Source organism: Kitasatospora sp. NPDC058115, from assembly GCF_042884635.1.
GTDB lineage: Bacteria > Actinomycetota > Actinomycetes > Streptomycetales > Streptomycetaceae > Kitasatospora.
In genome coordinates this window covers 40941-56916 of record NZ_JBHVTL010000023.1, presented here as the reverse complement: position 1 = coordinate 56916, position 15976 = coordinate 40941, and the positions used below count along the sequence as shown (strand labels likewise).

General features: G+C 74.2%; 14 protein-coding genes. 7 read left to right on the top strand and 7 right to left on the bottom strand.

Annotation, left to right across the window (positions count from 1 at the left end; genetic code table 11):
• Nucleotides 1–137: 137 nt before the first annotated feature.
• A complete protein-coding gene (gene metG, locus ACFVVL_RS24055) occupies nt 138–1868 on the top strand; it encodes a methionine--tRNA ligase (protein WP_387678460.1) in 1731 nt (576 codons plus the stop codon).
• Between the two features lie 155 nt (nt 1869–2023).
• Nucleotides 2024–2347, top strand: coding sequence for a DUF6087 family protein (locus ACFVVL_RS24050; protein WP_380289269.1), 324 nt, complete (start codon nt 2024–2026; stop codon nt 2345–2347).
• Nucleotides 2348–2368: 21 nt separating this feature from the next.
• Here the strand turns inward: ACFVVL_RS24050 and ACFVVL_RS24045 are convergent, their stop codons facing one another.
• From ACFVVL_RS24045 to ACFVVL_RS24035, 3 genes are read right to left on the bottom strand one after another with little or no spacing between them, the layout of a single operon-like run.
• Entirely contained in the window at nt 2369–3292 is a 924-nt protein-coding gene (locus tag ACFVVL_RS24045) for a class I SAM-dependent methyltransferase (RefSeq protein WP_387678456.1), read from the bottom strand.
• 29 nt (nt 3293–3321) lie between these two features.
• Nucleotides 3322–4293, bottom strand: a complete 972-nt coding sequence (locus tag ACFVVL_RS24040) for an NAD(P)/FAD-dependent oxidoreductase (RefSeq protein ID WP_387678453.1) — start codon at nt 4291–4293, stop codon at nt 3322–3324.
• Complete coding sequence (locus ACFVVL_RS24035) at nt 4286–5440, bottom strand: hypothetical protein (protein WP_387678450.1); 1155 nt, start codon at nt 5438–5440, stop codon at nt 4286–4288. The genes ACFVVL_RS24040 and ACFVVL_RS24035 overlap by 8 nt, the downstream gene beginning before the upstream one ends.
• Nucleotides 5441–5613: 173 nt before the next feature.
• On the opposite strand from ACFVVL_RS24035, the gene ACFVVL_RS24030 reads away from it, so the two are divergent.
• Complete coding sequence (locus ACFVVL_RS24030) at nt 5614–6672, top strand: aldo/keto reductase (RefSeq protein ID WP_387678447.1); 1059 nt, start codon at nt 5614–5616, stop codon at nt 6670–6672.
• A 63-nt stretch (nt 6673–6735) separates the two neighbouring features.
• Here ACFVVL_RS24030 and ACFVVL_RS24025 read toward each other — a convergent pair whose 3' ends face one another.
• The gene (locus ACFVVL_RS24025) at nt 6736–7671 is read right to left on the bottom strand and encodes an NAD(P)-dependent oxidoreductase (protein WP_387678444.1); all 936 of its coding nucleotides are present in this window, start codon (nt 7669–7671) and stop codon (nt 6736–6738) included.
• 104 nt (nt 7672–7775) lie between these two features.
• On the opposite strand from ACFVVL_RS24025, the gene ACFVVL_RS24020 reads away from it, so the two are divergent.
• Complete coding sequence (locus ACFVVL_RS24020; RefSeq protein ID WP_387678623.1) at nt 7776–8123, top strand: winged helix-turn-helix transcriptional regulator; 348 nt, start codon at nt 7776–7778, stop codon at nt 8121–8123.
• Between the two features lie 10 nt (nt 8124–8133).
• On the opposite strand, the gene ACFVVL_RS24015 is transcribed toward ACFVVL_RS24020, so the two are convergent.
• Complete coding sequence (locus ACFVVL_RS24015) at nt 8134–8556, bottom strand: DUF350 domain-containing protein (RefSeq protein ID WP_380290463.1); 423 nt, start codon at nt 8554–8556, stop codon at nt 8134–8136.
• 171 nt (nt 8557–8727) lie between these two features.
• Between ACFVVL_RS24015 and ACFVVL_RS24010 the strand changes: the two genes are divergently transcribed.
• The 3 genes from ACFVVL_RS24010 to ACFVVL_RS24000 all read left to right on the top strand — a co-directional run bounded on the left by ACFVVL_RS24010 (nt 8728) and on the right by ACFVVL_RS24000 (nt 12280).
• Entirely contained in the window at nt 8728–9144 is a 417-nt protein-coding gene (locus ACFVVL_RS24010; RefSeq protein WP_387678441.1) for a hypothetical protein, read from the top strand.
• Between the two features lie 6 nt (nt 9145–9150).
• The gene (locus tag ACFVVL_RS24005; protein ID WP_380290467.1) at nt 9151–10380 is read left to right on the top strand and encodes a glutathionylspermidine synthase family protein; all 1230 of its coding nucleotides are present in this window, start codon (nt 9151–9153) and stop codon (nt 10378–10380) included.
• An 82-nt stretch (nt 10381–10462) separates the two neighbouring features.
• On the top strand, nt 10463–12280 hold the full coding sequence (locus ACFVVL_RS24000; protein ID WP_387678438.1) for an NHL domain-containing thioredoxin family protein: 1818 nt from the start codon (nt 10463–10465) through the stop codon (nt 12278–12280).
• 76 nt (nt 12281–12356) lie between these two features.
• On the opposite strand, the gene ACFVVL_RS23995 is transcribed toward ACFVVL_RS24000, so the two are convergent.
• Both ACFVVL_RS23995 and ACFVVL_RS23990 read right to left on the bottom strand, forming a co-directional pair.
• Nucleotides 12357–13670 carry a M18 family aminopeptidase gene (locus ACFVVL_RS23995; RefSeq protein WP_387678435.1) on the bottom strand — a complete coding sequence of 438 codons (1314 nt, stop codon included), beginning with the start codon at nt 13668–13670 and terminating at the stop codon, nt 12357–12359.
• Nucleotides 13671–13982: 312 nt separating this feature from the next.
• Nucleotides 13983–15812: an acyl-CoA dehydrogenase gene (locus ACFVVL_RS23990; protein ID WP_380290473.1), complete on the bottom strand. Its 1830-nt coding sequence runs from the start codon at nt 15810–15812 to the stop codon at nt 13983–13985.
• Nucleotides 15813–15976 lie beyond the last annotated feature (164 nt).

The following is a 15976-nucleotide window of genomic DNA, read 5'->3' as shown; positions in this document are numbered from 1 at the left end:
CCCACAGTGGAACGTCGCTCTGGCCGGCAGCCCGGGAGGCGGCGCCTGTGCCCCGTTCCCTCCGCAGCCCCAGACCCTGCGCCCGTCACAGCACTCCGGGACAGGGGTGCGTGCGGGAGAAATCGGAGCATCCGAGGATGGCTCGGCACCTGATCACCAGCGCCCTCCCCTACATCAACGGGATCAAGCACCTGGGCAACATGGTCGGGTCCATGCTGCCGGCGGACGTCTACGCGCGGTACCTGCGGCAGCGCGGGCACGAGGTGCTGTACATCTGCGCGACCGACGAGCACGGCACGCCCGCCGAGCTGGCCGCACAGGAGGCCGGGCTGCCGGTGGCGGAGTTCTGCGCCCGGGCGCACGAGCAGCAGAAGGCGGTGTACGACGGCTTCCGGCTGTCGTTCGACTACTTCGGCCGCAGCTCCTCGCCGCAGAACCGGGAGATCACCCAGGAGATCGCGCGCGAGCTGCACGCCAACGGGTTCATCGAGGAGCGGGCGATCCGCCAGGTGTACTCCAACGCGGACGGCCGCTTCCTGCCGGACCGGTACATCGTCGGCACCTGCCCGCACTGCGGCTACGACAAGGCGCGCGGCGACCAGTGCGAGAACTGCACCCGGGTCCTGGACCCGACGGACCTGCTGGAGCCGCGTTCGGCGATCAGCGGCAGCGCCGACCTGGAGGTGCGGGAGACCACGCACCTGTTCCTGCTCCAGTCGAAGCTGACCGGGCAGGTGGAGGACTGGGTCGCCGCGCACGGCGACGAGTGGCCGGTGCTGGCCTCCTCGATCGCCCGCAAGTGGCTGACCGAGGGCCTCCAGGACCGCGCGATCACCCGTGACCTGGAGTGGGGCGTGCCGGTGCCGGCCGACGTGTGGCCGGAGCTGGCGGCCGCCGGCAAGGTCTTCTACGTCTGGTTCGACGCGCCGATCGAGTACATCGGCGCCACCAAGGAGTGGGCGGACGCGGCCCCGGCCGGCGAGCAGCGGGACTGGAAGTCCTGGTGGTACGAGGCGGACGACACCGTCCGCTACACCGAGTTCATGGCCAAGGACAACGTCCCGTTCCACACCGTGATGTTCCCGGCCACCATCCTCGGCTCGCGCAGGCCGTGGAAGAAGGTCGACTACGTCAAGGCCTTCAACTGGCTGACGTACTACGGCGGGAAGTTCTCCACCAGCCAGAAGCGGGGCATCTTCACGGACGTCGCCCTGGAGCTGCTGCCGGCCGACTACTGGCGCTACTTCCTGATGGCGCACGCCCCCGAGTCGGACGACTCCAGCTTCACCTGGGACCTCTTCGCCTCGGTGGTCAACAAGGACCTCGCCGACACCCTCGGCAACTTCGTCAACCGGGTGCTGTCCTTCAGCCGCAAGCGGTTCGGCGACGACGTGCCGGCCGGGCACCCGGCGGGCGAGGCGGAGGAGCGGCTGGGCGCGCAGATCGCCGAACTGCTGGCCGACTACGAGACCCAGCTGGAGGCGCTCAACTTCCGCAAGGCGGCGCAGAGCCTGCGCACGCTGTGGAGCGCGGGCAACGCCTACCTGGACGAGAAGGCGCCCTGGCTGCAGGTGAAGACCGACCCGGAGGCGGCGGCGCTGACCCTGCGCACGGCCATGAACCTCATCCACCTGTACGCGGTGGTCTCCGAGCCGTTCATCCCGGCGGCGGCGCAGGCGATGCGCGAGGCCTTCGCGCTGCCGGCCGACGCCCCCACGCGCACCGCCGCCTGGGTGGACGCGGACGCGGCGCGGGCGCTGGACGCGGTGCCGGCCGGGACGCCGTTCACGGTGCCGCCGGTGCTGTTCGCCAAGATCACCGACGAGGACCTGGCCACCTGGACCGAGCGCTTCGGCGGCGGCGCGTAGGCGGCCGGCCCTCGCCGGAGGGCCGATGACGGACGGCCGCCTCCCTCACGGAGGCGGCCGTCCATCGGTTTTTCACCCGATCGTGGAATCGCCCGGCCCACGGCGGATCGGCGAGACTGGCCGTCCCCGACCGATCCGCCAGGGAGGTGCCGACGATGGACGCCGAGGACGAGCCGTTGGCCGAGTGGTACGCCGAGCGGGCGCGCCGCCGCCGGGCACCGGGGACGCGGGACGCGATCACCCTCGCGCCCGGGCCGCGGCGCGCGGCGCACCTCTTCCAGGACGTCCCCCGGCTGGTGGTCGAGTGGGACGGCCACACCTGGCAGCCCGTCGCGGTGGCCGAGAACTACGCCGCGGCCTACCCGCTGATCGTCCGCCCGCAGCCGCCCGGCGGGCCGCAGCCGGTGTTCCCGCAGACGGACGCGCCCGTCCCGCTGCTGCGCAGGGGGACGGGCCGGCACCGCAAGCCGGACCGCTGACCCGGGGGCGGGCCCCGGGGATCAGGCCGCGCGGGCGGTGTGGACGGTGAGGGCCGCGAGGTAGAAGGCGTCGGGACGGGCGAGGATGCCGGTGGGGGCGTCGCGGTCCAGCAGCGCGTCCAGGGCGGCGAGGTCGGCGTCGTCCAGCAGATCGGCGAACTGCTCGCGTCGGCGGGCGAGTTGGACGTACAGGAACTCGCGGGCCGGGGTGTCCAGCGGGGCCGGGTGGTCGACCAGGAAGGTCCGGCTGCCGGCCGGGACCAGGCCGGCGGCGGCCAGCATGGCCGGCCAGTCCTCGACCACGGCCACGGTGCCCGGGACGGCCGCGCGCATCGCCGCGAAGGTCTCCTCGTGCGCCGCGTCCAGCCGGGCCTGGAGGCCCGGGCGGCCGACACCGAGGTCACGCGGGAGGTAGCGGGCCGGCAGGCCGCGTTCGGCGACGGCCAGCACGCCGCCCGGGCGCAGGGTCGCGGCCAGCGCGGTCAACGCGGCCTGCTGGTCGCCGAGATGGTGGATCGCGTTGCCGGACCAGACCAGGTCGGCGGCGCCGAGCGTGCCGAAGTCCTCCGGCAGGTCGGCGCGCAGGGTCGCGACCCGGCCGACCGAACGCGTCCGGGCGCGCTCCAGCAGGGCGGCGGACTGGTCGACGGCGACGACCTCGGCGGCCGGGAAGGCGTCCGCGAGCAGCCCCGCGATCACCCCGGGGCCGCTGCCCACGTCGAGCACCCGGCGGACGGGGGTGGCGTCCAGCAGCCCGCCCAGCCACCGGGCGGCCTCGGTGACGGCCGGGGCCTGGACGCCGGCCTCGCGCTCCAGGTGGACGGCGAGGGCGTCCCAGTCGACGTCGGTGCCCGGGCCGTGGTCATGGCCGTGGCCGTGGCCGTGGTGGGCGTGGGAATGGCCGTGGTCGTGGGCCGGCTGAGGGGTGTGGGCGTGCCGGGTCATGGGGGACTCCGTCCTCTCGGTGGATCGGTTCAGGCGGCGGCGAGGGCGCGGTCGACGTCCTCGTCCACCAGGTCGTGGTTGAGCGCGAACGCCGCCGCGGCGCCCGCTCCGGCGGCGGTGACCACCTGGGCGCGCGGGTCGGCGACATTGCCCACCGCCCACACCCCGGGCACGCTGGTGCGGCCCGTGCGGTCGGTGGCCACCCAGCCCTGCGGGTCCCGCGCGCAGGCCGGCCCGAACAGCAGGGCGTCCCGGGGCACCATGTGCGGGAAGAGGAACACCGCCTCGCGCGGCACGGCCGTGCCGTCCGCCAGTTCGACGCCGCGCAGCCGGTCGTCGGTGACCACCACCCGCTCGACCTCGCCCTCGACGACCCGCACGCCCCGGGCGGCGAGCTTGGCGTGGTCGTCCGCGGAGACCTCCAGGGTGTGCGCGAGGAGCACCACGTCCGCCGACCACTGGCGCACCAGCAGGGCCTGGTGCACCGCGCCCGGGTGGGTGCCGAGCACGCCGAGCGGGCGGTCGCGCACCTCGTAGCCGTGGCAGTACGGGCAGTGCAGCACATCGCGGCCCCAGCGTCCGGCCAGGCCGGGCAGCTCCGGCAGGCCGTCGCGCAGACCGGTGGCGACGACCACCCGGCGGGCCCGCAGCGCCGGGCCGCCGGCCAGGTGGACGTCGAAGGCGGGCGCGTCCGCGGCCGGCACCGGCTCGATGTGGTCCACCCGGGCGTCGAACAGGTCGACGCCGTACCCCGCCAGTTCGGCGCGGCCGGCCTCCAGCAGCGCGGCCGGGGCCACGCCGTCCCGGGAGAGGAAGCCGCCCATCCGCGCGGCCGGGGCGTTGCGCGGCTGCCCCGCGTCCACCACGGCCACCCGGCGGCAGGCCCGGGCCAGCACCAGGGCCGCGCTCAGCCCGGCGGCGCCGCCGCCGACCACCACGACGTCATGGCCGTCGGCGGCGGCGGGGTACTCGGGAACGGTTCCGGTTCGCGTGTCACTCACGGCGATCACCTCCACCGCCAGGCTGCGCCGACCACCGGGCGGGAGGCAACTTTCGTTGCTGTTTCGGCAACGCCCGCCCGGGCCGCCGGGCGGTGCGCCGCCAGTACGAACGGGCCGCCACCGCCAGCGCCGTCCCGTACACGGCGAACGCGCCCAGTCCGATCCAGGCGACCAGCAGGGTGTCCGCCGCCGTGGGGAAGTCCCCGCGCGGCACCTCCACCACCCCCGCCGTGGCCAGCGCCGACCAGCCGACGCCGACCACCCCGTACGGCGCCAGCGTCCCCGCGCCCAGCAGGGCGGGCGCCAGCGGCAGCCAGCGCGGGACCGGCCGCCCGGCCAGCGGGAGGGTCCAGCGCGGGAACACCTGCCCCCAGGGGCGGACCAGCCCCCAGAGCAGGAACACCCCGAGCCCCGCCAGCAGCGCCGTCCCGTCCAGGCCCCAGGACTCCAGGGTGAGCCAGATCCCGGAGGCGCCGTTGCGCACCGCGGCGGCGTGCATATCGGCCCCGCTCACCCCGGCGAAGGTGCCGCCGGACGCCCAGAACAGCTTCATCGCGACGTACGGGACGAACGCCGCGCTCCCCGCGAGCGCCGTCAGCTGGACCGCCCCCGGGGCCGCCGACGGGACGGGGGCGACGCCGGGGACGGGGACGGCGGCGCCAGGGTCGCCGGGGTCGCCGTCCGCCAGGGCGACGGCGGGAGCCCCGGGGCGCGCCGCGCCCGCGAGCAGACCCGTGCCGAGCGCCGCCAGCAGGTGCTGCGCCGTTCCCGGGCCGCTGTCCACGCCCTGCCCGAACAGCAGCGTGATCACGTCCATCAGCAGGCCGAACGCGCCCGCCCCGGCCGGCCCGCACAGCCCCCACAGCACCTTCCGCAGCGCCGGGCGCGGCCCGCCGGCGGCCAGGGCCGCGCCCGCCGCCACCGCGGCCAGGCCCACCGCCGCCACCGCCCAGCCCGCGGCGGCGGCGCCGAACAGCGGCGCCCCCGGCAGCGGTGTCCCGCCCAGCGCGCAGCCCGCGCCGAACACCGCGTACCCGGTGCCCCAGGCGGCCACCGCCCGCCCGTCCGCCCCCGCGTCCGCCCCCACGTCCGCCCACCACCGCCGGGACGGCCACCGCCGCCCCCGCCACCCGCGCGTCGTCGTCATGCCGTCACGCTCGCAGCGGGCGGACCGCCCGCGCCTCGCCCACCGGAACGAGCCCGCTCCCCCCGCCGGGGGAGCTTTCCGCTTGCCCTGGAGCGCACTCCAACTCCTAGGGTTCGGCAGGCGGATCACCGAACGGAACGCACCACCGACGCACCACGAGGGGGACCACCACCATGCGCTACCGCACGCTCGGCGGCACCGGCATCGAGGTCAGCACCTACTGCCTCGGCACCATGATGTTCGGCGCGATCGGCAACCCCGACCACGACGACTGCGCCCGGATCGTCCACGCCGCGCTCGACGCGGGCGTCAACTTCGTCGACACCGCCGACATGTACTCGGCGGGCGAGTCCGAGGAGATCGTCGGCAAGGCCCTGCAGGCCCGGGGCGACCGCGACGACGTCGTGCTCGCCACCAAGGTCCACTTCCCGATGGGCGAGGGCCGCAACCACAGCGGCAACTCCCGCCGCTGGATCGTCCGGGAGGTCGAGGAGAGCCTGCGCCGGCTGCGCACCGACCGGATCGACCTCTACCAGGTGCACCGGCCGGACCCGGACACCGACCTGGAGGAGACCCTCGCCGTCCTCGGCGACCTGGTGCGGGCCGGCAAGATCCTCGCCTTCGGCTGCTCGACCTTCCCCGCCCACGAGCTCGTCGAGGCCCACCGCGTCGCCGAGCGGCGCGGCCTGCCCCGTTTCCGCACCGAGCAGCCGCCGTACTCGCTGCTCGCCCGCGGCATCGAGCGGGACGTCCTGCCGACCGTGCGGCGGCTCGGCATGGGGGCGCTGACCTGGTCCCCGCTCGCCTCCGGCTTCCTCACCGGCCGCTACCGCAAGCACCGGCCGGTCGACCTCGGCAGCGGGCGCGCCGCCCTCATGCCGGCCCGCTTCGACCCGGCGCTGCCGGTCAACCAGGCCAAGCTGGACGCCGTCGAGCAGCTGACCGCCGTCGCCGAGGACCTCGGCCGCACCCTGCCCGAACTGGCCCTCGCCTTCCCGCTCGCCCACCCGGCGGTCACCTCGGTGATCATCGGACCGCGCACCCCCGGCCAGCTGGAGGCGGCCCTCAAGGGCGCCGACCTCGTCCTCGACGACGCCACCCTGGACCGGATCGACGCGATCGTGCCGCCCGGCACCGACGTCTACCCCCCGGACGGCGTCTGGCGGCCCCGCGCCCTGACCGACCCCGCCCTGCGCCGCCGCCCGGCCGCCGACCGCCCGGCGGCCGACTGACCGGGAGGCGGGGCACCGGCCGGAGAGGGCGGGGCACCGGCCGGAGAGGGCGGGGCGGGCGTCCTACCCGCGCAGCAGGTCGACCACGCCGGTGAGGTCCTCCACGCCGTGCCGGGCCGGGTCGGCGTCGAGGCGGCGGCGCATCAGCTCGAAGTAGGGCGTGAGCAGTTCGCTGCTCACCCCCTGCTCCTCGGCGGTGCGCAGGAAGGTCGGCACCCCGGCGACCTGCATCGCCAGGCTGGAGACGACGCCCTCGGTGTAGTCGCCTGCCGCCAGCTGCCCGGCGGTGGCCGCCACCGAGCCGGTCATCGCGGTGAGCCAGGAGGAGAGCAGCGGGGCCAGCGCGCGCGGGTCGACGGACTCGCCGCGGACCAGCGCGAAGGCGTGCGCGACACCCGCGAACATGCCGTACATCGCGCTCAGCAGCGCCACGTCGTGCAGCGCGGCGTGGCCGGCGTCCGCGCCGACGTACCGGGCGTCGGCCGGGGCCGCGAGGGTCGCGCGGTGCTCCTCGAACAGCTCCGGGGAGCCGCTGTAGAAGACGTACGGTCCGGCCTGCGGAACGCCGATCATCGGCGGGACGGCCATGATGCCGCCGTCCAGGTAGCGGGCGCCCCGGCCGGTCACCAGGGCCGCGCGGGCGCGGGCCGTGCCGGGGGTGCTGGTGACCAGGTTGACGACGTCCTTGCCGGTGAGGTCGACGCCGGCCAGCGCCTCCTCGACCGAGGCGTCGTCGAGCAGGCAGACCACCACCAGCCGGTTGGCGGCCACCGCCTCGCCCGCGGTGGCGGCGACGGCGGCGCCCCGGGCGGCGAGCGGTTCGGCCCGGGCGGCGGTGCGGTTCCAGACGGTGAGCGGGTGCCCGGCGGCCAGCCAGGCGCCGGCCAGCGCGGTGCCCATCGCACCGAGGCCGAGCAGGGTGAGCGGGGTGAGCGGGGTGAGCGGGGTGAGCGGGGTGAGCGGGGTCCTCGAAACGGCGTCAGCGGCGTTCTGTGTCATGCTGGCCAGCCTCGTTCGGGCCCCGGGAACGATCAAGTACGCACTTCGGAGTGGGTGGTTACCCTGAGGTGAGCGAGCAGGCCGGCGAAGGGGCGGGGCAGGAGATGGCGGTGACCGTGCCGAGGCCCGGTGCGTACGTCTGCGGGATCGACGCCGCGATGGACGTCATCGGCGGCAAGTGGAAGGTGCTGATCCTCTGGGCACTGGGCGAGCGGCCGCACCTGCGCTTCGGCGAGCTGCGCCGCCAGGTGCCGGGGGTCACCGAGAAGGTGCTCGCCGCCCACCTGCGCGAGTTGGAGGCGGACGGCATCGTGCACCGCGCCTCGTACGACGAGGTGCCGCCCCGGGTCGAGTACTCGCTCACGCCCGCCGGGCACCGGCTCAACGAGGCGCTGGCGCCGCTGGGCGCCTGGGGCCGCCAGCACGTGCTGAACGACGCCCCGCACTCCTGAACGGGCCGGATCAGGCGATCGAGGCGGACACGATCGCCGCCACCGCGAGGTTGCAGCTGGCGGTCACCCAGACCGCCGGGTGCGGCTCCGGGTCGACCAGGATCGCGCCCAGCTTGCCCGGCGTCAGCACGTCCACCACCCAGAACGCGACGGCCATCAGCACCAGGCCGAGCACGCCGAAGCAGACGGTGGAGACCAGGCCCTTCCCGAAGTCCTCGTAGGTGTAGAGGATCGCGGTGAAGACGATGCCGCCGATGCCGAGCAGTGCCGAGCTGAGCAGCACGGCGGCGTTGCGGTTGCGGTCCACCCAGATCTGCCGGCCGAGCTTGCCGGGCGTCAGGACGTCCACCAGGACGATGCCGAGCAGCAGCAGGACCACGCCGACGCCGCCGAAGGCCGCCGCCGCGCCGAGACCGTGCAGGATGTCGTTCATGGGTGTCCGCCCCCCGGGTCGGTGTCACAGGTCGCCCGCCGAAAGCGGGCCGGCCGCGCGCAGGCCCCCTCCCGCGGTCAAGGATCGGCAAAAGATAACCCATCACGACCGGGTTCCGAGCGGGAACGGACCCCTCCCGCACCATCCGGACCACGCGTACCATCGGACGCCATGACCCAGCCGCCGCCCGCCGGTTCCACCCGGACACCGGACGCCACCGGACCTGTCGCCGCCGCGACGGCCGCCGCCGGACCCTCCGTCGCGGGGCCCCGCGCCACGGCGCCGGGCGCCCCCGCCCGCCGCCGCTCCGGCTTCGTCGCCCTGGGCATGGTCGGCACCCTCGCGCTCGCCCTCTCCGGCTGCTCGTCCTCCTCCGGGAAGAACCCGCCGAGCCGCTGCGTCGACCCGGCCACCCTCAAGGTCCTCGACAGCCACTCCTGCACGACCAAGGGCACCACCACCGCCGGCCGCTGGTACTACTGCGGCTCCGGCGCCACCACCGCCACCGGCGGCACCTTCGACAAGGCCGCCACCAAGCGCGGCGGCTTCGGGTGCCCGTCCGGCTCCAGCGGCTCGGGCGGGGGCTGATCCGCCGTGCGCCGCCGCACCGTCGAACCCCGCCCCGACTGGCTGGCCACCGTCGAGGGCCAGGGCCTCATCTACGCGATGTGCTCGGACCCCTGCAACCAGGGCGGCCCGCACGCCTACTGGGACGAGTCCGCCTACTACGAGTTCTCGCTGCCCGAGGTGGAGGCGCTGGAGGAGGTCGTCGAGGAGCTGCACGAGATGTCGCTGGCCGCCGCCGGCCACGTGGTCCGCACCGGCCGGTTCGCCGACTACGGCATCACCGACCCGCGGCTCGCCGCCGCCGTCGCCGAGTCCTGGCGGCGGCGCGACGAACAGCCCACCCTCTACGGGCGGTTCGACCTCGCCTACGACGGCACCGGCCCGGCGAAGCTGTTCGAGTACAACGCCGACACCCCGACCTCGCTGATCGAGGCGGCCGGCCCGCAGTGGTTCTGGATGGAGGAACGGTTCCCGCACGCCGACCAGTGGAACTCGCTGCACGAGCGGCTGGTCGCCGCCTGGGCCCGGCAGAAGCACCTGCTGCCGCCCGGCCCGGTGCACTTCGCGCACTCGCGCGGCGACACCGAGGGCGAGGACTGGATGACCACCCTCTACCTCCAGGAGTGCGCCGGGCAGGCGGGCATCGAGACGGTCGGCATCGCCGTGGAGGACATCGGCTGGGACGGCCTGTCCGGCCGCTTCGTCGACCTGGAGCACCGCTTCGTGCGCGCCGCGTTCAAGCTCTACCCGTGGGAGTGGCTGGCTTCCGACGAGTTCGGCGAGCAGCTGCTGGACGTCGTCGACCACGGCGGCTCGACCGGCTCCACCCTGTGGATCGAGCCGGCCTGGAAGATGCTGCTCTCCAACAAGGCGCTGCTGGCCGTCCTCTGGGAGCTGTACCCGGGCCACCCCAACCTGCTGCCCGCCTACCTGGACGGCCCGCGCGAGCTCGCCGGCCCGGACGGCCCGGGCTACGCCGCCAAGCCGCTGCTCGGCCGTGAGGGCGCGGGCGTGCGCATCGTCGAGCCGGGCGGCCGCGAGACCCGGCTCGCCGACTGGGCCGGCGACCCGGACCGCTACGGCGCCGAGGGCCACTGCTACCAGCAGCTCCACCCGCTGCCCGACTTCGACGGCAACCGCCCCGTCCTCGGCACCTGGGTGGTCGACGGCGAGGCCGCGGGCCTGGGCATCCGCGAGACCGACGACAGCCCCATCACCCACCAGGGCGCCCGCTTCCTGCCCCACCTCATCGTCTGAGCCACCGGACCCCGCCCGCCCCGCCACCGCCCGCCCGCCCCGCCGCGGAATGCGGGCCGGGCGGGTGCGGTTTGATGGAGTTATGGCATCTCGTGCACGTGTACGCGCCCCCGAGCTGGTCGGGGCAGGCGGTTGGCTGAACACCGGCGGCAAGGAGCTGACGCTCGCCGACTTCCGGGGCAAGATCACCATTCTGGACTTCTGGACGTTCTGCTGCGTCAACTGTCTGCACGTCCTCGACGAGCTGCGGGAGCTGGAGGAGAAGCACCGGGACACGCTGGTGATCGTCGGCGTGCACTCGCCCAAGTTCGTGCACGAGGCCGACCACCGGGCCGTGGTGGACGCGGTGGACCGGTACGAGGTGCACCACCCGGTGCTGGACGACCCGGCGCTCGCGACGTGGAAGCAGTACGCGGTGCGGGCCTGGCCGACGCTGGTGGTGATCGACCCGGAGGGCTACGTCGTCGCCCAGCACGCCGGCGAGGGGCACGCGCACGCGCTCGCCCGGCTGGTCGAGGAGCTGGAGGCGGAGCACGCGGCGAAGGGCACCCTGCGGCGCGGCGACGGCCCGTACGTGGCGCCCGAGCCGACCGCCGGGGACCTCAAGTTCCCGGGCAAGGCCGTCCGGCTGCCGAACGGCCACTTCCTGGTGACCGACTCCGGCCACCACTCGCTGGTCGAGCTGGAGGCCGACGGCGAGACCGTGGTGCGCCGGATCGGTGACGGCGTGCGCGGGCTGGTGGACGGCACCGGCCCCCGGTTCAGCGAGCCGCAGGGCCTCGTGCTGCTGCCGGAGGGCACCGCCGACTACGACCTGGTGGTCGCCGACACCGTCAACCACGCGCTGCGCGGCGTCCGGCTCTCCGACGGCGCCGTGACCACCCTGGCCGGCACCGGCCGCCAGTGGTGGCAGGGCTCGGCGACCGAGGGCCCGGCCCGCGAGGTCGACCTCTCCTCGCCGTGGGACGTCGCCTGGTTCGACGGCCGGGTGTGGATCGCGATGGCGGGCGTCCACCAGCTGTGGGCGTACGACCCGGCCTCCGGCACGGTCGGCGTCGCGGCCGGCACCACCAACGAGGGCCTGGTCGACGGTCCCGCCGCCGAGGCCTGGTTCGCCCAGCCGTCCGGCCTGGCCGTGTCGGCGGACGGCGAGCGGCTCTGGGTCGCCGACTCCGAGACCTCGGCGCTGCGCTGGGTTTCACGTGAAACCAAGGCCGTGCACAGCGCCGTCGGCACCGGCCTGTTCGACTTCGGGCACCGGGACGGCGCGGCCGCGCAGGCCCTGCTCCAGCACCCGCTGGGCGTCACCGTGCTGCCGGACGGCTCGGTGGCCGTCAGCGACACCTACAACCACGCGCTGCGCCGCTACGACCCGGCGAGCGGCGAGGTCAGCACGCTCGCCACCGACCTGCGCGAGCCGTCCGGCGCGGTGCTGGTCGACGGCGACATCGTGGTGGTCGAGTCCGCCCGGCACCGGCTGACCCGGCTGCGGCTGCCCGAGGAGGCCGTCCGGGTGGACGCGGTCGCGCACCGCACCCAGCGGGCCGCGACCGAGGTCGCCCCGGGCGCGCTGCGCCTCGACGTGGTCTTCCGGGCGCCCACCGGCCAGAAGCTGGACGAGCGCTACGGACCGTCCACCCGGCTGCTGGTCAGCGCCACCCCGCCCGAGCTGCTGGTCTCCGGCGCGGGCGCGGACAGCGCGCTCTCCCGCGAGCTGGTGCTCTCCGACACGGTGACCGAGGGCGTGCTGCACGTCTCGGCGATGGCGGCGTCCTGCGACGACGACCCGGCGATCGAGTACCCGGCCTGCCACGTCCACCAGCAGGACTGGGGCGTGCCGGTGAAGCTCACCGACGGCGGCGCGCGCCGGCTGCCGCTGGTGCTGGCCGGCCTGGAGTAGCCGCCCGCCGCGCCCGGTGGCGCGGGGGCCCGGCGGGCGTGAAACCCGCCGGGCCCCCGCGCGTCCCGCCGGGGGCTCAGCCCTCCAGGAAGGCCTTGATCGCGCTCGCCAGCAGGTACGGGTCCTCCGCGCCGCACAGCTCGCGCGCCGAGTGCATGGAGAGCGCCGCGATGCCGCAGTCCACGGTCTGGATGCCGAGACGGGCCGCGGTGATCGGGCCGATCGTCGTCCCGCAGGGCATGGCGTTGTTGGAGACGAAGGTCTGCCACGGCACGCCGGCCTTCTCGCAGGCCGCCGCGAACACCGCCCGGCCGACGCCGTCGGTGGCGTACCGGTTGTTGACGTTGACCTTGAGGATCGGCCCGCCGTTGGGCATCGGGTGGTGGCCCGGCTCGTGCCGCTCGCTGTAGTTCGGGTGGACGGCGTGGCCCATGTCCGAGGAGAGGCAGACGGTGCCGGCCAGCGCCCGGGCCCGGTCCTCCAGGCCGCCGCCGCGCGCGTACACGCTGCGCTCCAGGACGTTGCCGAGCAGCGGGCTCTGCGCGCCGGTGTCCGACTCGCTGCCGGTCTCCTCGTGGTCGAAGGCGGCCAGCACCGGGATGTACGGCAGCGCCGCGCCGTCCGCCTCGGCGGCGGCGGCCACCGCGGCCAGCGCGGCGGTGGCGGCGTGCACCGAGAGCAGGTTGTCCAGCCGCGGGCCGGCCAGCAGCTCGCGGTCCCGGCCCAGGTAGGAGGCGGGCTGGACGTCGTGGGTCATGAGGTCCCAGCCGCTCACGTCGGCCGCGTCGACCCCCGCCCGCTGGGCGACGTAGCCGATCAGCGAGCCCTCGTCGACCGGGCCGAGGCCCCAGATCGGCGTGAGGTGGCGCTGCTTGTCCAGCTTCATGCCGTCGTTGACCTGGCGGTCCAGGTGGATCGCCAGCTGCGGCACGCGCAGCAGCGGCTCGTCCAGCTGGACCAGCCGCCGGCTGCCGTCGCGCAGGGTGAGCCGGCCGGAGAGGCCGAGGTCCCGGTCGAGCCAGGTGTTGAGCGGCACCCCGCCGTAGATCTCCACCGCGACCTGCCGCCAGCCCGCCGACCCGGTGTCGGGAATCGGCTTGACCCGCAGGTTGGGTGAGTCGGTATGGGTGCCGACCACGCGGAACGGCGTCTCCGGGCCCGCGCCGGCCGGCACGTACCAGGCGATCAGCGCGCCGCCGCGGACGACGTACCGGCCGCCGGCCACGCCGTCCCAGGAGTCCGTTTCCAGCACCTGCCGGAAGCCGGCTTTCTCCAGACGCTCGGCCGCGCTCGCGACCGCGTGGTAGGGCGACGGCGAGGTGCCGAGGAAGGCGATCAGGTCATCGGTGTGCGTCCGGTCGAAGAAGGCCTGGCGGGCGGCGGTCGACATGCTGCTCCTGGGTCGAGGGAGGGCCGAGGCCGAAATGGGGGATCGGCTTCGCACCTTGAGCATATGCCCGTACACGGACATGACACTCGGAGCATCCCAACGGATGCAGAACGCAGACAGAAACGTGAACTGACGCCCCCTCCACTGTCGCTGGACCCCTGGTACGGTGCCCGGCCGGCCCGACCGGCGCCGGGCACACCGAAGGGCCCGGTCGGCGGGACCGGGCCCTTCGGTGTGAGGGTGGGGTCAGGCGGTCAGGACGGTGTCACGCACGGCGTGCCCGGTGAAGGGCGGCGGCGGGGACGGGTGGCGTCAGAACGCCTCCTCCGCCAGCTCCATGATCTCGTTGTCGATGCCCTCGGCGATCAGGCGCTGCGAGGCGACGGTCGGCAGCACGTTCTTCGCGAAGAAGCGGGCCGCCGCGACCTTGCCCCGGTAGAACGGCACGTCCTTCCCGGAGGCGCCGGCCTCCAGCTTGGCCAGGGCCACCGCGGCCTGGCGCAGCAGCAGCCAGCCGACCACGACGTCGCCGGAGACCATCAGCAGGCGGGTGGTGTTCAGGCCCACCTTGTACATGTTCTTGACGTCCTGCTCGACCGAGGAGAGGTCGGCGAGCAGCTTGCCGACGATGGCCTCCAGGTCGCCGGCGGCCTGGGCGAGCAGCGCGCGCTCGGCGGCCAGGGCGTCGCCGCCCTCGGCGGAGCCGAGGAACTTCTGGATCTGCTCGGACAGCGCGGTGAGCGCCTGGCCGCCGTCCTTGACGATCTTGCGGAAGAAGAAGTCCTGGCCCTGGATGGCCGTGGTGCCCTCGTAGAGGGTGTCGATCTTGGCGTCCCGGATGTACTGCTCGATCGGGTACTCCTGCAGGTAGCCGGAGCCGCCGAAGGTCTGCAGGGACTGCGCGAGCTGCTCGTAGGACTTCTCCGATCCGTAGCCCTTGACGATCGGCAGGAGCAGGTCGTTGAGGCGCTCGGCGGCCTCGTCGTGCTCGCCGCGCAGCTTGGCCGCGGTCATGTCGTCCTGGACGGAGGCGGTGAACAGCACCAGGGCGCGCATGCCCTCGGCGTACGCCTTCTGGGTCAGCAGCGAGCGGCGCACGTCCGGGTGGTGGGTGATGGTGACGCGCGGGGCGGTCTTGTCCAGGAACTGCGAGATGTCGGCGCCCTGCACGCGCTCCTTGGCGTACTCCAGCGCGTTCAGGTAGCCGGTGGAGAGGGTGGCGATGGCCTTCGTGCCGACCATCATCCGGGCGAACTCGATGATCTTGAACATCTGGCGGATGCCGTCGACCTTCTCGCCCAGCAGCCAGCCCTTGGCCGGGTGCTTGGCGCCGAAGGTCATCTCGCAGGTGTTCGAGGCCTTGAGGCCCATCTTGTGCTCGACGTTGGTGGCGTAGACGCCGTTGCGCTCGCCCAGCTCGCCGGTCTCCCAGTCGAAGTCGAACTTGGGGACGATGAACAGGCCCAGGCCCTTGGTGCCCGGCTTGCCGCCCTCGGGGCGGGCCAGCACCATGTGGACGATGTTCTCGGACATGTCGTGCTCGCCCGAGGTGATGAAGCGCTTGACGCCCTCGATGTGCCAGGAGCCGTCCTCCTGCCGGACCGCCTTGGTGCGGCCGGCGCCCACGTCCGAGCCGGCGTCCGGCTCGGTGAGGACCATGGTGGAGCCCCACAGGCGGTCGGTCATCCGCCTGGCGATCTCAAGCTGGGCCTCGGTGCCCTCCTCGGCGATGACGCCGGCGAAGGCCGGGCCGGAGGAGTACATCCAGATGGCCGGGTTGGAGCCGAGGATCTGCTCCGCGAAGGCCCAGATCAGCGAGTTCGGGGTGACCTGGCCGCCGATCGACTCCGGGATGCCCAGGCGCCACCACTCGGCGTCCATGAAGGCCTGGTAGCTCTTCTTGAAGGTCGCCGGGATCGGCGCGGTGCTGGTCTCCGGGTCGAAGACCGGGGGGTTGCGGTCGGTGTCGGCGAAGGACGCGGCGAGGTCGTTCTCGGCGAGGCGCGCGATCTCGCTCAGGATGTTCTTCGCGGTCTCGACGTCCATCTCCGCGAACGGTCCGGTGCCGTACACCTGCTCGCGGCCGAACACCTCGAAGAGGTTGAACTCGACGTCGCGCAGGTTGGACTTGTAGTGACCCATGGCCGTTATCTCCGGTTCGTCGCTGCCGGGACACCTCCGCGTTCGGGCGCCCGTACCCACCAGTAGGCCTCATGATGCTACCCAGCGGTAACTTATTTCAAGCCCCCGCCGGTGAATCCTCCGCGGATCACCGCATGAACGTGGTCACGTCCCACAAGCCAGGA